Below are 16,949 nucleotides of genomic sequence, written 5' to 3'. Positions count from 1 at the left end.
TTCCCAATATTCGGCACATCTCGAACACTGAAGTACTAACAAGGAAAATATATTATGGGCAAAATCATCGGTATCGACCTGGGCACCACCAACAGCTGCGTGGCCATCATGGAAAACGGCCAACCCAAGGTCATCGAAAACGCCGAAGGCGCGCGTACCACGCCTTCGATCATCGCTTACCAGGAAGACGGCGAGATCCTCGTCGGCGCGCCGGCCAAGCGCCAGGCCGTCACCAACCCGAAGAACACGCTGTTCGCCGTCAAGCGCCTGATCGGCCGCAAGTTCGACGAGAAGGAAGTCCAGAAGGACATCTCCCTGATGCCGTACCAGATCACCAAGGCCGACAATGGCGACGCCTGGGTCGGCGTGCGCGACAAGAAGCTGGCGCCGCCGCAGATCTCGGCCGAAGTGCTGCGCAAGATGAAGAAGACCGCCGAAGACTACCTCGGCGAAGAAGTGACCGAAGCCGTCATCACCGTGCCGGCCTACTTCAACGACTCGCAGCGCCAGGCGACCAAGGACGCCGGCCGCATCGCGGGCCTGGACGTCAAGCGCATCATCAACGAGCCGACCGCGGCCGCGCTGGCATTCGGCCTGGACAAGACCGACAAGGGTGACCGCAAGATCGCCGTGTACGACCTCGGCGGCGGCACCTTTGACGTGTCGATCATCGAGATCGCCGACGTCGACGGCGAGAAGCAGTTCGAAGTGCTGTCGACCAACGGCGATACCTTCCTGGGCGGCGAAGACTTCGACCAGCGCGTGATCGACTACATCATCGACGAATTCAAGAAGATCAACGGCCTGGACCTGTCGAAGGATCCGATCGCCCTGCAGCGCATCAAGGCCTCGGCCGAGCGCGCGAAGATCGAACTGTCGTCGTCGCAGCAGACCGAGATCAACGAGCCGTACATCGCCATGGCGAACGGCGCGCCGGTCCACCTGAACCTGAAGATCACCCGCGCCAAGCTGGAAGCGCTGGTCGAGGAACTGATCACCAAGACCATCGAGCCGTGCCGCATCGCCATCAAGGACGCCGGCGTCAAGGTCTCGGACATCGACGACATCATCCTGGTCGGCGGCATGACCCGCATGCCGAAGGTGCAGGAAAAGGTCAAGGAGTTCTTCGGCAAGGATCCGCGCAAGGACGTCAACCCGGACGAAGCCGTCGCCGTCGGCGCCGCCATCCAGGGCTCCGTGCTGTCGGGCGAGCGCAAGGACCTGCTGCTGCTGGACGTGACCCCGCTGTCGCTGGGCATCGAGACCCTGGGCGGCGTGATGACCAAGATGATCCAGAAGAACACCACGATCCCGACCAAGTTCTCGCAGGTGTTCTCGACCGCCGACGACAACCAGCCGGCCGTGACCATCAAGGTCTACCAGGGCGAGCGCGAGATCGCCGCCGGTAACAAGGGCCTGGGCGAGTTCAACCTGGAAGGCATCCCTCCGGCACCGCGCGGCACCCCGCAGATCGAAGTGACCTTCGACATCGACGCCAACGGCATCCTGCACGTCGGCGCCAAGGACAAGGCCACCGGCAAGGAAAACAAGATCACCATCAAGGCGAACTCGGGCCTGTCGGAAGACGAGATCCAGAAGATGGTGAAGGACGCCGAGCTGAACGCGGAAGAGGACAAGAAGGTCAAGGAACTGGCCGAGTCGCGCAACCAGGCCGACGCGCTGGTCCACTCGACCAAGAAGTCCCTGACCGAGTACGGCGACAAGCTGGACGCGGGCGAGAAGGAAAAGATCGAAGCCGCGATCGCCGACCTCGAAGGTTCGATCAAGTCGGGCGACAAGGCCGAGATCGACGCCAAGGTGGCTGCCCTGTCGACCGCCGCCCAGAAGCTGGGCGAGAAGATGTACGCCGACATGCAGGCCCAGCAGGGTGCCGCCGGTGCGGCCGGCGCGGCGGGCGGTGCCCAGCCGGGCGCCGAATCGGCCAAGCAGGAAGACGACGTGGTGGACGCCGACTTCAAGGAAGTCAAGGACGCCAAGTAATGGCATGACGGGACCGGCGACGGTCCCGTGACGGAACCGAGCCGATGCGACCGTCCTGGTGGCCGGCTCGGTTTTTTTGCAGGACCATCAACCCCCGGTTCTCCTTTTCCCTCGGCGCGTTGTATTTTCCGGCGTTGCCGCGCAAGCCTGGGTTGCCCACGGTATACTCATACGTTTTGTGCTGCGCGTTCCCGGCAAGCGTCGACCGCACGGGGTCCTGGGAACCCGACAGTTCGTTCAGTAAAAGAGGACTCGAAGCACCGTCGCGCGCGGCAGCGCAACGCGTAGCAGGTGATTCGACGTTTTCGATAGACAGCAAGGTGCCGACAAATGGCAAAGCGTGATTTTTACGAGATCCTCGGGGTCGCGAAAGGTGCTTCGGAAGAAGACATCAAGAAGGCCTATCGCAAGCTGGCGATGAAATACCATCCTGACCGCAATCCCGACAACAAGGAAGCGGAAGAGAAGTTCAAGGAGGTCAAGGAAGCCTACGAGATGCTGACCAATCCGGAGAAGCGCGAGGCCTACGACCGTTACGGTCATGCCGGCGTCGATCCGAACAGCGGCATGGGCGGCGGCTTCGGCGCCGGCGGCTTCGGCGATGCGTTCGGCGACATCTTCGGCGACATCTTCGGCGGCGGACGCCGCGGCGGTGGCGGCGGTCCGCAGGTCTACCGCGGCGCCGACCTGCGCTACAACCTGGAGATCACGCTGGAGCAGGCCGCGAACGGCTTCGACACCACGATCCGCGTGCCCAGCTGGGACAAGTGCGACACCTGCCACGGCAGCGGCGCCAAGCCGGGCACCTCCCCGGTCACCTGCACGACCTGCCACGGCCACGGCCAGGTGCGCATGCAGCAGGGCTTCTTCTCGATCCAGCAGACCTGCCCGAAGTGCCATGGCAGCGGCAAGATCATCCCGGAACCGTGCGCGGCCTGCGGCGGCGCCGGACGCATCAAGCGCAACAAGACGCTGGAAGTGAAGATCCCGGCCGGCATCGACAACGGCATGCGCATCCGCTCGTCCGGCAACGGCGAGCCGGGCACCAACGGCGGGCCGCCGGGCGACCTGTACGTCGAGATCCACATCAAGCCGCACCAGGTGTTCCAGCGCGAAGGCGACGACCTGCACTGCGAGATGCCGATCTCGTTTTCCAAGGCGGCGCTGGGCGGCGAGATCGAGGTGCCGACGCTGGGCGGCAAGGTGTCCTTCACCATCCCCGAAGGCACCCAGACCGGCAAGACCTTCCGCCTCAAGGGCAAGGGCATCAAGGGCGTGCGCTCGGGCTATGCCGGCGACCTGTTCTGCCACGTGCTGGTGGAAACCCCGGTCAAGCTGACCGACAAGCAGAAGGACCTGCTGCGCGAATTCGACCGTCTCACGGTCGAGGGCGGCTCCAAGCACAGCCCGCAGAGCAAGGGCTGGATGGATAAAGTAAAGGACTTCTTCGAGTAAGAAGTCCGCGAAACCGCTGAACGGCAACTGCCTTCGGCGGTTTTTTTTGACTGGCGCGTGGCCAGTCTGGCAATGTCGGATCGACGGCGCGTCGATCGCATCCAACGATAGGAACTCACATGGCAAAAACCCCCACCGGCCTGACCGCCGCCGACCTGTTCGAACGCAACCGCCAATGGGCCGCCGCGATGGTCGAGCAAGACCCCGGCTTCTTCAAGGACCTGGCTTCGCAACAAGCCCCGGAATACCTGTGGATCGGCTGCTCGGACAGCCGCGTGCCGGCCAACGAACTGCTGGGCATGGCGCCGGGCGAACTGTTCGTGCACCGTAACATCGCCAACGTCGTCTCGCATTCGGACCTGAACGCGCTGACCGTGGTGCAGTTCGCCGTCGACGTGCTGAAGGTCAAGCACATCATCCTGTGCGGCCACTACGGCTGCTCGGGCGTGGGCGCGGCGCTGAACAATACCCGCGTGGGCCTGGCCGACAACTGGCTCGGCCACGTGCGCGACGTGCGCGACAAGCACGGCAAGTACCTGGGCAACGTGGCCGGCGCCGCCGCCGCCAACCGCCTGGTGGAACTGAACGTGGCCGAGCAGGTCATCAACATCGCCCAGACCACCGTCGTGCGCGACGCTTGGGAGCGCGGCCAGGACCTGACCATCCACAGCTGGGTCTACGGCGTGCACGACGGCCTGCTGCGCGACCTCGGCATCACCGTCAGCGCCTACGACGAGATCCAGCCGAAGCTGGACACGATCCTGCAGCGCTACCTCGACGGCGGCGAGCGCGAATGATGGCGCCAGGCGGCGAACTGGACCGGCTGCGCGCCATCGTGCGCGCCTTCGTCGACGAACGCGACTGGGACCAGTTCCACACGCCGAAGAACCTCGCCTCCGCCCTGACGGTGGAGGCGGCCGAGCTGCTGGAACACTTCCAGTGGCTGCGCCACGGCGGCGCCGACGAGCTCGGCGAGGCGAAGCTGCGCGCGGTGCGCCACGAGATGGCCGACGTGCTGGTCTACCTGGTGCGCCTGGCCGACAAGCTGGACGTCGACCTGCTGGCGGCGGTGGAGGAAAAGATGGTGCTCAACCGGGCCAAGTACCCGGCCGACAAGGTGCGCGGCGACGCGCGCAAGTATCACGAGTACAAGGACGGCGAATAACGGAAACGGCTCCGGCAAACTCCGGGGTCAGAGCCCTCGAACATCAACACCGGGCGCCGACCCCTGCGTAGGGTGCGCACCCCGTGCGCACCATCGGCCATCACGCCGCGGCTAGACGCGCCTGTGCCGCACGCCGCACCGCCGGCCGTGCCGCCGCGGCGCCCGCCAGCTTGAACGTGCTGACCAGCTGCTCCAGCTGGTCCGACTGCTCCTGCATCGCCTGCGCGGCCGCCGCCGCTTCCTCGACCAGCGCCGCATTCTGCTGGGTCACGGCATCCATCTCGCCGATCGCCGTGTTGATCTGCTCGATACCGGCTTCCTGCTCGTGGCTGGCCGCGCTGATGTCGGCCATGATGTCGGTCACGCGGCGCACGCTGCCGACGATGTCTTCCATCGTCGCGCCGGCCTGCTGCACCAGCTTGCTGCCCGCGTCGACCTTGTCCACCGAATCCCCGATCAGCGCCTTGATTTCCTTGGCCGCCGCGGCCGAGCGCTGGGCCAGGTTGCGCACTTCGGAGGCGACTACGGCGAAGCCGCGGCCCTGTTCGCCGGCGCGGGCGGCCTCGACCGCCGCGTTCAGCGCCAGGATATTCGTCTGGAAGGCGATCCCGTCGATGACGCCGATGATGTCGACGATCTTGCTGGCCGAGGCATGGATCGCGCCCATCGTCGACACCACGTCGGCGACGACCACCCCGCCGCGCGTGGCCACGTCGGACGCCGAACGCGCCAGCTGGTTGGCCTGGCGCGCGTTTTCCGCGTTCTGCTTGACGGTCGCCGTCAGTTCCTCCATCGACGACGCCGTCTCCTCGAGGGCGCTGGCCTGCTGCTCGGTGCGGCTCGACAGGTCGAGGTTGCCGCTGGCGATCTCGCCGGACGCCGTGACCAGCGTCTCGGTGCCGCTGCGCACCTGGCCGACGATGTGCTGCAGCGCGGCGTTCATCTCCTTCAGGGCGCCCAGCAGTTCGCCGGTCTCGTCGGTGGAATCGACCTCGATGTGGCTGCTCAGGTCGCCGGCGGCGACGGTCCGGGCCACGGCCACGGCGCGGCGCATCGGCAGGACGATCGAACGGGTGATGAACCAGCCGACGGCCACGGCCACCAGCAGCGCCAGCACGGTCACGCCTACCAGCACGAGGCGCGTCCGTTCGAAATCGGCCTGGCCGCGCGCCTGCTCGACCCGGTTGCGCTCGGCCTGGGCGACGATCATCGCGGTGATCGTCTGCTGCCACGCCCTGACGGCGGGCACGACCGCCGATTTCAGGTAGGCGACGCTGGCCTCGAGCTGGTTGGCGCGGCCCAGTTCCTGCGCCTTGGCGATCAGCGGCGTCGCCCTGGTGCGCGCCTCGGTGATCCGGGCCAGCAGTTCGCGGCGCTCCGGATCGGACACCAGCTTGTCCAGCTTGTCGCGCGCGGCCATGTAGTCGCTCCAGGCGATATCGACGGTCTTGGCCAGCTCGGCCATGCCGGCTTCGTCCTCGGTCAGGATGATGTCGCGCACGCCGATGGCGATGCGGCGCTGGGCGTCACGCATGGCGTTCATCGCTTCGAGCTGGACGTTGTCGTTGTTGACGACCTTGTCGGTCAACGCATTGAGCGAATTCATGCTCTGGACGGCGGTCACCGACACCAGGATGAGCAGTACCAGGAGCAGGCCGAAACCCAGGGCGAGGCGCTGACCGATCTTCATGTTTGTTAACTTCATGTTCGTTCCCTGACGTGATGTCGTGATAAGTAAGTACGTACTCGCATCCGGCTGCGGCGCATTCCATCGTCTGCCCGGGAATAGGGAATACGCATCCGGTATGCACGGATGGCCGGGTTGTTAGTGTTGTCGAAGCACTGGCTGGACCCGTCCAGGAGGATCGGGAAGGGACCGGTAACGGGGCTGGGTTACCGGGTGGGGGCGGCCAAGTCGTGAATAAATTCTAGTAGGAAGGGTCCTACAGAACAATCACAGGATTGCCATGTGGAAAACTTACAACATGTTAACGTTGACGCGGAACAATTAGTTGTTTTCGAAGTAACTGAACAGCTGTACACGGCCGGCACCGCACGTCACATACCGCCCAGGCAGACGTACTTGATGACGAGGTAGTCGTCCATGCCGTACTTGGAGCCTTCGCGGCCCATGCCCGACTGCTTGACGCCGCCGAACGGCCCGACCTCGTTGGAGACGAGGCCGGTATTCACGCCGACCATGCCCGATTCGATGCGCTCGGCCACGCGCCAGACGCGTCCGACGTCGCGCGCGTAGAAGTAAGCGGCCAGCCCGAATTCGGAAGCGTTCGCCAGGGCGACGGCCTCGTCCTCGGTGGCAAAGCGGAACAGCGGCGCCACCGGCCCGAAGGTCTCTTCGTCCGCGATGCGCATCGCCGGCGTGACGTCGGCCAGCACGGTGGGCTCGAAGAAGGTGCCGCCGAGCGCGTGGCGCTTGCCGCCCAGCAGGACGCGCGCGCCCTTGGACAGCGCGTCGGTGATGTGCTGCTCGACCTTTTGCACGGCCTGTTCGTCGATCAAGGGGCCCTGCACGACGCCGTCCTCCATGCCGTTGCCGACCTTCAGTCGGCCCACGGCGTCGACCAGTTTGCGCGCGAACGCGTCATGGACGCCGTCCTGCACGTAGATGCGGTTGGCGCACACGCAGGTCTGGCCCATGTTGCGGTATTTCGAGGCGATGGCGCCCTCGACGGCCGCGTCGAGGTCCGCATCGTCGAACACGATGAACGGCGCGTTGCCGCCCAGTTCCAGCGACAGCTTCTTGAGCGTGGGCGCGCACTGCGCCATCAGCTGGCGTCCGACGGCGGTCGAGCCGGTGAAGCTGAGCTTGCGCACGATCGGATTCGCGCACAGTTCGCCGCCGATCGCGCCGGATTCTCCCGTGACGACGGAAAACACGCCGTTCGGCACGCCGGCGCGCTCGGCCAGCACGGCGAGCGCCAGCGCGGAAAACGGCGTCAGGCCGGCCGGTTTCAGCACGATGGGGCAGCCGGCGGCCAGGGCCGGGGCGACCTTGCGGGCGATCATCGCGGCCGGGAAATTCCATGGCGTGATGGCGGCGCACACGCCGATCGGCTCCTTCGTGACGACGATGCGCTGGCCGCGCGCCGGCGCTTCCAGCACGTCGCCCTCGATGCGCTTGGCCTGCTCGCCGAACCATTCGAAGAACGCGGCGGCATAGGCGATCTCCCCCTTCGATTCCGCCAGCGGCTTGCCTTGCTCGAGGGTCATGATGGTGGCCAGGTCGTCGGCGTGCTCCAGCATCAGGTCGTTCCACTTGCGCAGCACCAGCGCGCGCTCGCGCGCGGTACGGGCGCGCCAGCCGGGCCAGGCGGCATGGGCCGCCGCGATCGCCCGCCGCGTTTCCTGCGCGCCCATGCGCGGCACGGTGCCCAGCGTCGCGCCGGTGGCGGGATCGGTCACGGCGATGGTGCGGCCGTCGAGGGCATCGCACCAGGCGCCGTCGACATAGGCTTGCTGGCGCAGCAGGGAGGGATCGTCGAGTGTCGGCATGGGCTCCTCGTCACGGGCGGGTGGCGGCCCACGATAGCACGAAGCGCCGGCGGGGGGCCGGACGATTACCCGGCGGGTGCGCTCATGCGCAGTCGCGGACCGGCGCGCAGGAGCGCAGGTCGACGAACCAGGTTTCCAGGCCGAACAGCAGCGTGACCGTGCCCAGGCCCGCCAGCCATGCCACGCCCGCCACGCCGCCGAGCGCGATGGCGGCCAGCCCGCCCCACAGGGCGCCGCGGGCCCAGCGCCGCGCGCCGGCGCGTTGCCGGCCGGCCGGCGGGCGCACCGGGGCCACGCGCTGGAACAGCAGGTCGCCCAGCCAGTCGAGTACGCCGTAGGTCGCGTAGCAGAAGGCCCCGCCGGCGATCCATCCCGCCAGCGGCACGGACGGCTGGTGCAGGGCGGCGAGCGCGGCGGCGGCGGCCACCACGGCGGCCGGCACGAGGAAGAGGAACAGCAGCTTGCGTCCGAGGTACATGGCGGCTCCGGCGGCAGGTGTGTAAACGAATCTTGATGTGTAAACGTCTTTTTGCTGTGCAGCGCAACGGTGCCAGCCTAGTATGCCCGAACGGCGGCGGCAAGGCGCCGTCCGTTTGTGTTGGCATCGTTTTCGCGTTGGCGTTATGATTTTGCTACTGGTTTCTGAGAAAAGAAATCTTTTACCAGCAGATTCCCGGAAGAAAAGCATCGTTGGCGACGCGTTCGCCCGCCGGGACAACGGCCACTCGCATGCGGACCCGGGCGGTTCGCGAGGATCCGCGTGCGTTCCACTGTACAAAGGTAGAGACCATGCGCCCGATCGTTATCGTCCCCGCTTGCACCCGCGACTTCGGCGAACATCCGTACCACGCGGCCCAGCACAAGTATGTCGACGCCATCGTGCTCGGCGCCGACTGCGCGCCGATGATCCTGCCCTCGCTGGGCGCATCGCTCGACCTCGAGACGATGCTCGACCTGTGCGACGGCATCATGCTGACCGGTTCGGCGTCGAACGTGCATCCGAGCTATTACTCGGAAGACGTGCTCGACCCGTCGCTGCCGCAGGACCCGGCGCGCGACCAGACCACGCTGCCGCTGATCCGCGCGGCGGTGGAGCGGGGCATCCCGATCATCGCGATCTGCCGCGGCTTCCAGGAGATGAACGTGGCGCTGGGCGGCAGCCTGCACCAGGCGGTGCAGGCGGTGCCGGGCAAGTTCGACCACCGCGAGAACCCCGAGCTGGGCATGGACGAGCAGTACGGCGACGCGCACAAGGTCAAGCTGGTCGAGGGCGGCACGCTGCACGGCATCCTGGGCGCGCACGAGATTCCCGTGAACTCGCTGCACGGCCAGGGCGTCAACGAACTGGCGGCCGGCCTGGTGGTCGAAGCGACGGCCGAGGATGGACTGGTGGAAGCCTTCACCGTGGGGCAGGCGCCCGGCTTCACGCTGGCCGTGCAATGGCATCCGGAATGGCGCATCGTGCACAACCCGCACTCGATGAAGATGTTCGGTGCGTTCGGCAATGCCTGCCGCGCCTACCAGGCCGCCAAGCAGGAAAGAAAACGGGACAGCGCATGACCGCCACCGAAAAATGGGCGGTCTGCCCGGTTCCCTAGCTTCCCTGTTCCATCGTCACTCCCGCGGCGCATGCGCCTGCGCATGCCCGCCCCTATTCACGAACAGAGAAAAGAACATGGCTATCCGCGACAATTTTTCCTACAACGACATGGACGAGTGGCTCAACGGCAAGCGAGTCACCGAAATCGAATGCCTGGTGCCCGACCTGACCGGCGTGGCGCGCGGCAAGATCCTGCCGCGCGTGAAATTCACCGAAGAGCGCGGCATGCGCCTGCCGGAAATCGTGCTGGGCATGACCGTCACCGGCAATTCGCCGGAAGCCGACGACGCCTTCGACCGCGCGATCTCGACCACCGACCGCGACATGATCCTGAAGGCCGACCCGGGCACGATCACGATGGTGCCGTGGGCCGTCGACCCGACCGCGCAGGTGATCCACGACTGTTATTTCGCCGACGGCCGCCTGGTCGACTTCGCCCCGCGCAGCGTGCTGCGCCGCGTGCTCAAGCTGTACACGCAGAAGGGCTGGAATCCGCTGGTGGCGCCCGAACTCGAGTTCTACCTGACCGCCAAGAACATCGACCCCGACCTGCCGCTGGCCGCGCCGATCGGCCGCAGCGGCCGTTCCGAGACCAGCCGCCAGGTCTACAGCATCGACGCCGTCAACGAGTTCGACCCGCTGTTCGAGGACATCTACGACTACTGCGACATGATGGGCCTGGACGTCGACACGCTGATCCATGAGATCGGCGCCGGCCAGATGGAAATCAACTTCCAGCACGGCGAGCCGCTGGGCCTGGCCGACAAGGTGTTCTACTTCAAGCGCACGCTGCGCGAGGCGGCCCTCAAGCACGACATGTACGCCACCTTCATGGCCAAGCCGATGGCCGGCGAGCCGGGCAGCGCCATGCACGTGCACCAGAGCGTGGTCGACGCCGCGACCGGCCTGAACATCTTCAGCAACGAGGACGGTTCGCCGTCCGAGCTGTTCCGCTGGTACATCGGCGGCCTGCAGAAATACATGCCGTCGGCGATGGCGATCGTCGCGCCCTACGTGAATTCCTACCGCCGCATCGTGCGCCACACGGCCGCGCCGATCAACCTGCAGTGGGGCGTGGACAACCGCACGGTCGGCATCCGCGTGCCGGTGTCGGGCTCGCAGGACCGCCGCGTGGAGAACCGCGTGATCGGCGCCGACGCCAACCCCTACCTGGCGCTGGCCGTCACGCTGGCCTGCGGCTACCTGGGCATGACGGAACAGATCGAGCCGACGCCGATGGTGGAAGGCAATGCCTACAAGATGAGCGTGCAGCTCCCGCAGGGCCTGCCCGAAGCCCTGGGCCTGCTGCGCGGCGAGGACCGCCTGCGCGACATCCTGGGCGAGCGCTTCATCGACGTGTACTCGGCGGTGAAGGAACTCGAGCACCAGGAGTTCATGCAGGTCATCAGTCCGTGGGAGCGCGAGCACCTGCTGCTGCACGTGTAATTGTCGTGCCCACCCTACGGGCACCGGCAAGCACCGGGGTCGGAGCCCTCGAGAATCGACACCGGGCGCTGACCCCCACGTAGGGTGCGCACCCCGTGCGCACCAGCCAGGCCGCGCCCGGCGCTTACACGCTGAGCGCCGTCTTGTGCGCCTCGTGGCGGTTCTTCAGCACCTGCGGCGCCAGCGACCCCGCGATCATGCCGGCGAACGCCGCGATCAATCCCGCCAGCTGGCCCGGGAACGCCTCGCCGAGCGTGGAAATCTGCGGGAAGAACAGGACCCAGGTGGCGATGCCGGCGCCGATCGACAGGATCGCGCCCTGGGTGGTGGCGCGCTGCCAGTACAGGCCCATCACCAGTGGCACGAAGGCGCCGACCAGCGTGACCTGGTAGGCCGAGGACACCATGTCGTAGATCGAGGTGCCGCGCATCGCGATCGCGTAGGCCAGCACCATGGCGGCGAACAGCACGATGGTGATGCGCATCGCCAGCAGCTGCTGGCGGTCCTTCATTTCCGGGCGCAGGTTCTTGAGGATGTTCTCGACGAAGCTGGTGGCCGGGGCCAGCAGCGTGGCCGACGAGGTGCTCTTGATCGCCGACAGCAGGGCGCCGAAGAACAGGATCTGCATGACCAGCGGCATCTGCGTCATCACGAAGGTCGGCAGCACGCGCTGGTAGTCGTTCTTGGCCATTTCCATCGCATCGTTGCCCATCACGATGACGGCGCAGGCGACGATGAACATCGGCACGAAGGCGAACAGGATGTAGCTGGCGCCGCCGATCACGGCGCCGGCGCGCGCGGTCGGGGCGCTGTTGGCCGACATCACGCGCTGGTACACGTCCTGCTGCGGGATCGAACCCAGCATCATGGTCACGGCCGAGCCGACGAAGAAGGCGACGTCGGTGAACTTCGCTTCCGGCAGGAATTTCCAGAGGTCGGCGCGGTGCGCCATGTCGATCACGACGCCGGTGCCGCCGGCCAGCTTGGCCGAGAACACGGCGATGACCGACAGGCCCACCACCAGCACGATCATCTGGATGAAGTCGGTGATCGCCACCGCCAGGAAGCCGCCCACGACCACGTAGATCAGCACGGCGAGCGTGCCGACGATCATGCCGGCCGTCTCCGACATCGCGCCGCCGGTCAGCACCGAGAACACCAGGCCCAGCGCGGTGATCTGCGCCGCGACCCAGCCCAGGTAGGACAGGATGATCGCCGCCGAGCAGAACACTTCGATGCCCTTGCCGTAGCGCGCGCGGTAGTAGTCGCCGATGGTGAGCAGGTTCAGCTTGTACAGGCGGGCGGCGAAGAACAGGCCGACCAGGATCAGGCAGGTGCCGGCGCCGAACGGGTCCTCGACCAGCGCGCCCAGTCCGCCCTGCACGAACTTGGCCGGGATGCCCATCACGGTCTCGGCGCCGAACCAGGTGGCGAAGGTGGTCGTGATGACCATGACCAGCGGCAGGCTGCGTCCCGCGACGGCGAAGTCGGCGGTGTTCTTGATCCGGGAGCCGGCCCAGACGCCCAGGCCGAGCGTGCCGAGCAGGTAGAGTGCGACGGACCAGATCAGGATAGTGTTCATTGCGTGCGTGCCCCCGGCGGCGAAGATGGAATTTCGGACTGGAAAAATTCCGGATTATAGCGGCAGATATCGGCCGGCGGATCGATTTTATGCGGGGATGGCGGGATGGTCGGCGCGGGGTGGCCGGGATGCCACAAACGGGGGCGGCGATGGGCGACGATGGTGCGCCCGGAGCCCCCGGATGCGTCAGATCGCCATGTCCCGCAGCACCTTCGATGCTTCCCGGCTGGCCGTCAATACGGCGCCGTCGCGCATCCGGATCACCAGTTGCGACTGGTCGTCCGCCTTCATCGCCTCGACGAAATCCAGGTTGACCAGCGCCGAGCGGTGGATGCGCATGAAGCGCGCCGGGTCCAGCTGCGCCTCCAGTTCGGAAATCCCGATCCGGACCAGGAAGGTCTGGCCGCGCGCGGTGATCGCCGTGTACTTGGCGTCGGCCTTCAGGTAGGCGATCTCGCGCGTGGCCAGCGGGAAGATCTGGCCGCGGTCGCGCACCAGGATGCGCTCGATGCGTCCCGGCGCCGGGTGCGCGGCCGCATCCAGGGCGGCGCCCAGCGCCTCGCGCGACGGGGCGGGGGCCTCCAGCAGGCGCGCCACCGCGGCGTCGAAGCGCGCGCGGGTAAAGGGTTTGAGCAGGTAGTCGACGGCGTTCAGCTCGAAGGCCGTGACGGCGTACTGGTCGTAGGCCGTGGTGAACACGATGGCCGGCGTGAAGCTCAGGCGGCGCAGCACTTCCAGGCCCGTCATCTCGGGCATCTGGATGTCCATGAAGACGATCTGCGGGCGGATGCATTCGATCCGGGCCAGCGCACTGGCGCCGTCGGCGGCCTCGCCGGCCAGGCGCAGGCCGGGATGCGCATACACGGCGTCGCGCAGCACGTCGCGCGCCAGCGGCTCGTCCTCGGCGATGAACACGGTGCGGACAGTCATGCGGATGGTTCCTTCATGCGGGTTGCAGGGGGATCGACATGGTGACGGTGAAGCCGGCGCCCGGCGCCGTCGCGATCGCCAGGCCGCCGCGCGGACCGTAGGCGAGCCGTAGGCGGCGGTCGACGGTGCGGATGCCCAGGCCGCGCGAGGCGTGCACGGCGGCCGGGTCGGCGCCGGGGCCGTCGTCGCCCACGGTCAGCGTCAGCGCGTTGGCGCCGCCGTCGACGCGCGAGCGGATCAGCAGGCGCCCGGGACGGCTGTGCGGATTGAACGCGTGCTTGATGCTGTTCTCGACCAGCGGCTGCAGCGACAGCGCGGGCAGGGTCAGGCCGCCGGCCGCATCGTCGAGCTCCCAGTCGACGCGCAGGCGCGCGCCCAGGCGCAGGCTTTCCAGCTCCAGGTAGTCGCGCACGAAGCCCAGCTCGTCGTCCAGCAGCACGCGGTCGTTGCCGGTCTTTTCGGTGTCGAGCACGTAGCGCAGCATGTCCGAGAACTGGAACAGGGCCGTCTCGGCCGCCGCCGGGTCGCGCCGCGTCAGGGCGATGATCGAATGCAGGGTATTGAACAGGAAGTGCGGATTGAGCTTGCTGCGCAGGGCGTCCAGCTCGGCCGCCACCAGCAGGGCCTGCGCCTGCTGCATGGCCGCGGCCTGGCGCTTGCGGGCGGCGTTGTTGCGCACCATGTGGAACAGGGCGGCGATCACGCCATAGGTCATCATCGCGTACAGGATCGGCCAGACGTACCAGTCGAGCGGCTTGATGAAGCCGAACAGCAGCCACATGACCAGGTAGGACAGCACCGCATAGGCCAGCGCGCCGGCGCCGTGGACGAGGAAGATGCGGGCCCCCGACAGGCCGCGCCGCTCGAGCCAGCCGCCCAGCGGCCACAGCAGGGCGAGGAACAGCGCGTTCGGGCCGCTGACGGCGAACATCTGGGCGATCGAGCGCCAATCCACGTGCCCCTTGCGCAGGCCGTCGAACTGCAGGGCCAGGGCCAGCAGCAGCAGGTAGGCGGCCCAGCCGCAGGCATAGATGCGCCACATGCGGTGGGTCGGGATGGCGTCGTGGTCGTCGTTGGCTTCCATCCGGCGAGTATGCAGCAGAAAACCGGTCCTGCGGCGGCGCCGGCACCAATGACGGAATCGCGGCCACGAAGCGCGGCTGCGCGGCCACGAACGGCCGATGCCACGCTGCCCGCTGGCCTGCCGAGGATTGCCGGTTTTTGCGTGAATTTGCATGTTCGTGCGTAAACCGGTAGAGTGCAGGTTCAAGGAGGACACCATATGCAACTCGCCGAAGAGCGCCGGCAATTGATCGTGGAGACGGTCGACCGGCAGGGAAAGGTGCTGGCCGCCGAGCTGGCGCAGCGTTTCCAGACGTCGGAAGACACCATCCGCCGCGACCTGCGCGACCTGGACGCGGCCGGCCTGCTGCGCCGCGTCCATGGCGGCGCCATGCGGCGCACGCGCGCCGAGCCCAGCTTCGGCCAGCGCGCCGATGCCGACGCCGCCCGCAAGGGCCTGCTGGCGCGGGCGCTGGCGCGCAGCGTGCGGCCGGGCGACACCGTGCTGGTCGACGCCGGCACCACCAACCTCGCCTTCGTGCGCCTGCTCGAGGACGGGCAGGCCGCCGCCGTCATCACCAACAGCCCGCGCATCGCGCTCGAGCTGGGCCACCTGCGCGCCACGCGCGTGATGCTGCTGGGCGGGACGTATTCCGGCCATGCCGGCGCGGTGCTGGGCGCGCACACGGCGGCGGAGATCCGCAAGCTGCGCGTCAACCTGGCCGTGGTCGGCGCCTGCAGCGTCGAGGCCGACCGTGGCCTGGGCGCCAGCGATGCCGAGGAGGCCGAGGTCAAGGGCGCGATGCTGGCCGCGGCCAGCCGGCGCGTGGTGGCCGTGCTGAACGAGCGCCTGGAGGCGCCGGCGCCGTTCCTGATCGCGCCGCTGGCCGAGGTCGACCAACTGGTGCTGGAAGCCGACGCCGCGCCCGACGTGCTGGCGCGCCTGCGCCGCGCCGAGCGCGCGCCCGACATCGTGCTGGCGGAAGGAGGCAGGGCATGACGGCGCTGCACGAACCGGGCGCGCTGGCGCCGGCGCCGGCACGCGTGGAAGCGGCGCGCTGGGCGATCTCGCTGGTGTTCCTGCTCAACGGCGCCGGCATCGGCCTGTGGGCCGCCCACGTGCCGCTGGTGCAGGCGCGCGCCGGCATCGCCACCGGCACGCTCGGCTTCCTGCTGCTGACGATCGCCGGCGGCGCGATCGCCGCGATGCCGCTGTCCGGCTGGCTGTCGGGGCGCTGGGGCACGCGCGCCGTGGTGCTGGCCAGCGGCTGGATGTTCGCCGTCACCAGCGCGCTGCTGATGAACGTGGGCGACGTGGTCCCGCTGTTCGTGGCCGCCTTCGCCTTCGGCGCCAGCAACGGCCTGCTGGACGTGTCGATGAACACCAATGCCAGCGAGGTCGAGAGCGCGCGCGGCATCCCGACCATGTCGTCGTTCCACGGCTTCTACAGCCTGGGCGGGCTGCTCGGCGCGGTCCTCGGCGGCATCGTGATCGGCGCCGGCTTCGGCGACGGCCGCGGCGCGCTGGCGGCCGGCGTGCTGGTCGCGCTGGCGGTGGCGCTGTGCGCGCGCCACATCCTGGCGGCGGCGCCGTCCGCGCACGGCAGCCACTTCGCCGTGCCGCGCGGCCCGGCGCTGTTCCTCGGCCTGCTGGCGCTGCTGTGCTTCGCCATCGAGGGCGCGCTGGTCGACTGGAGCGCGCTGCTGCTGACCGAGCGCACCGGCGCCGATCCGGCATCGGCGGCCCTCGGCTATTCGGCGTTCTCGGTCACGATGGCGGCCTGCCGCTTCGCCGGCGACCGCCTGGTGCTGCGCTTCGGCGCGGCGCGCATGATGGCGGCCGGCGGCATCGGCATGTGCGCCGGGCTGGCGCTGGCGGTGGCGAGCACGCACTTCCTGCTGTCGGCGCTGGGCTTCGCGCTGGTCGGCCTGAGCGCGGCGAACGTGGTGCCGGTGATCTTCTCGGCGGCCGCGCGCGTGCCCGGCATGTCGGCCGGCGGCGGGCTGGCGGCGGTGGCCACGCTCGGCTACGCGGGGCTGCTGCTGGCGCCGCCGCTCATCGGCTCGATCGCGGCGCACAGCAATATCGCGGTGGCGCTGGGCGTGCTGTCGGTGTCGGGGATCGTGATCGCGCTGAATGCGGGTGTCGTGAAACGGGGCTGATGCCGCGGTTGTTTTGCGGTGCCTGAACGCGT

Annotated in this window: 14 protein-coding genes; 8 read left to right on the top strand and 6 right to left on the bottom strand. The window is 67.8% G+C overall.

Features of this window, described 5'->3' with window-relative positions; translation table 11 throughout:
• Positions 1 to 54 precede the first annotated feature (54 nt).
• From dnaK to QZ749_RS20915, 4 genes are all read left to right on the top strand, one after another.
• Positions 55 to 2,001: a molecular chaperone DnaK gene (dnaK, locus tag QZ749_RS20930; RefSeq protein WP_296950869.1), complete on the top strand. Its 1,947-nt coding sequence runs from the start codon at positions 55 to 57 to the stop codon at positions 1,999 to 2,001.
• Positions 2,002 to 2,331: 330 nt separating this feature from the next.
• On the top strand, positions 2,332 to 3,456 hold the full coding sequence (gene dnaJ / locus QZ749_RS20925) for a molecular chaperone DnaJ (protein ID WP_296950866.1): 1,125 nt from the start codon (positions 2,332 to 2,334) through the stop codon (positions 3,454 to 3,456).
• Between the two features lie 119 nt (positions 3,457 to 3,575).
• Positions 3,576 to 4,253 (top strand): carbonate dehydratase, encoded by a 678-nt coding sequence (gene can, locus QZ749_RS20920; protein ID WP_296950863.1) that lies wholly within the window; start codon positions 3,576 to 3,578, stop codon positions 4,251 to 4,253.
• Complete coding sequence (locus tag QZ749_RS20915; protein ID WP_296950860.1) at positions 4,250 to 4,621, top strand: nucleotide pyrophosphohydrolase; 372 nt, start codon at positions 4,250 to 4,252, stop codon at positions 4,619 to 4,621. The genes can and QZ749_RS20915 overlap by 4 nt, the downstream gene beginning before the upstream one ends.
• A 100-nt stretch (positions 4,622 to 4,721) precedes the next feature.
• On the opposite strand, the gene QZ749_RS20910 is transcribed toward QZ749_RS20915, so the two are convergent.
• The 3 genes from QZ749_RS20910 to QZ749_RS20900 all read right to left on the bottom strand — a co-directional run bounded on the left by QZ749_RS20910 (position 4,722) and on the right by QZ749_RS20900 (position 8,612).
• Positions 4,722 to 6,311 (bottom strand): methyl-accepting chemotaxis protein, encoded by a 1,590-nt coding sequence (locus QZ749_RS20910; RefSeq protein ID WP_296950855.1) that lies wholly within the window; start codon positions 6,309 to 6,311, stop codon positions 4,722 to 4,724.
• 368 nt (positions 6,312 to 6,679) lie between these two features.
• Positions 6,680 to 8,134, bottom strand: coding sequence for an NAD-dependent succinate-semialdehyde dehydrogenase (locus QZ749_RS20905; protein WP_296950852.1), 1,455 nt, complete (start codon positions 8,132 to 8,134; stop codon positions 6,680 to 6,682).
• An 82-nt stretch (positions 8,135 to 8,216) separates the two neighbouring features.
• Positions 8,217 to 8,612 carry a hypothetical protein gene (locus QZ749_RS20900; RefSeq protein WP_296950849.1) on the bottom strand — a complete coding sequence of 132 codons (396 nt, stop codon included), beginning with the start codon at positions 8,610 to 8,612 and terminating at the stop codon, positions 8,217 to 8,219.
• A 311-nt stretch (positions 8,613 to 8,923) separates the two neighbouring features.
• Here QZ749_RS20900 and QZ749_RS20895 point away from each other — a divergent pair, with 311 nt between their 5' ends.
• Both QZ749_RS20895 and QZ749_RS20890 read left to right on the top strand, forming a co-directional pair.
• Positions 8,924 to 9,694, top strand: coding sequence for a gamma-glutamyl-gamma-aminobutyrate hydrolase family protein (locus QZ749_RS20895; RefSeq protein ID WP_296950845.1), 771 nt, complete (start codon positions 8,924 to 8,926; stop codon positions 9,692 to 9,694).
• Positions 9,695 to 9,809: 115 nt separating this feature from the next.
• Positions 9,810 to 11,180: a glutamine synthetase family protein gene (locus tag QZ749_RS20890; protein ID WP_296950842.1), complete on the top strand. Its 1,371-nt coding sequence runs from the start codon at positions 9,810 to 9,812 to the stop codon at positions 11,178 to 11,180.
• Positions 11,181 to 11,304: 124 nt separating this feature from the next.
• Here QZ749_RS20890 and QZ749_RS20885 read toward each other — a convergent pair whose 3' ends face one another.
• The 3 genes from QZ749_RS20885 to QZ749_RS20875 all read right to left on the bottom strand — a co-directional run bounded on the left by QZ749_RS20885 (position 11,305) and on the right by QZ749_RS20875 (position 14,776).
• The gene (locus QZ749_RS20885) at positions 11,305 to 12,762 is read right to left on the bottom strand and encodes a sodium:solute symporter family protein (protein ID WP_296950839.1); all 1,458 of its coding nucleotides are present in this window, start codon (positions 12,760 to 12,762) and stop codon (positions 11,305 to 11,307) included.
• Between the two features lie 186 nt (positions 12,763 to 12,948).
• Positions 12,949 to 13,692: a LytTR family DNA-binding domain-containing protein gene (locus tag QZ749_RS20880; RefSeq protein ID WP_296950837.1), complete on the bottom strand. Its 744-nt coding sequence runs from the start codon at positions 13,690 to 13,692 to the stop codon at positions 12,949 to 12,951.
• Positions 13,693 to 13,705: 13 nt separating this feature from the next.
• On the bottom strand, positions 13,706 to 14,776 hold the full coding sequence (locus tag QZ749_RS20875; protein ID WP_296950832.1) for a sensor histidine kinase: 1,071 nt from the start codon (positions 14,774 to 14,776) through the stop codon (positions 13,706 to 13,708).
• Between the two features lie 198 nt (positions 14,777 to 14,974).
• Between QZ749_RS20875 and QZ749_RS20870 the strand changes: the two genes are divergently transcribed.
• Both QZ749_RS20870 and QZ749_RS20865 read left to right on the top strand, forming a co-directional pair.
• Complete coding sequence (locus QZ749_RS20870) at positions 14,975 to 15,754, top strand: DeoR/GlpR family DNA-binding transcription regulator (RefSeq protein WP_296950829.1); 780 nt, start codon at positions 14,975 to 14,977, stop codon at positions 15,752 to 15,754.
• Entirely contained in the window at positions 15,751 to 16,917 is a 1,167-nt protein-coding gene (locus QZ749_RS20865; protein WP_296950826.1) for an MFS transporter, read from the top strand. The genes QZ749_RS20870 and QZ749_RS20865 overlap by 4 nt, the downstream gene beginning before the upstream one ends.
• Positions 16,918 to 16,949 lie beyond the last annotated feature (32 nt).

Origin of the sequence: uncultured Massilia sp. (assembly GCF_913773735.1) — a bacterium.
Lineage (GTDB): Bacteria > Pseudomonadota > Gammaproteobacteria > Burkholderiales > Burkholderiaceae_D > Telluria.
Note: the sequence above shows the minus strand (reverse complement) of the source record. Positions and strands in the feature narration are given on the sequence as shown.